General features: G+C 48.0%; 1 protein-coding gene. It reads right to left on the reverse strand.

Annotated elements, in window-relative coordinates; all coding sequences use genetic code 11:
• The coding region (locus IEQ44_RS16400) for a Kelch repeat-containing protein (protein WP_193639474.1) at positions 1-244 on the reverse strand (244 nt) is incomplete at both ends.

A 244-nucleotide genomic window follows, 5' to 3' on the forward strand; every position in this document is an offset into this window, starting at 1 on the left:
GTCTAAGATCAACAGGTCATAAGCTCGTATGCTGTTTCCTTTGTATCCTCCAAAGAAGATGACACGATCTCCCAGCATGCAACAGCACATCCCGTACGTCTCAGGCGGTCTTTTCCCCTTGGGCTCAACCTTCTTCCAGGAGAAGGTCTCTGGACTGAACTTCCACAGATCATTGAAGGTTTGGTCAGCGTTACGACCACCATATAGCTCTTCATTGAAGGTAAAGGCTAAATGATCCCAGCGT

The sequence above is a fragment of the Nocardioides malaquae genome (assembly GCF_015070385.1).
GTDB lineage: Bacteria > Actinomycetota > Actinomycetes > Propionibacteriales > Nocardioidaceae > Nocardioides > Nocardioides malaquae.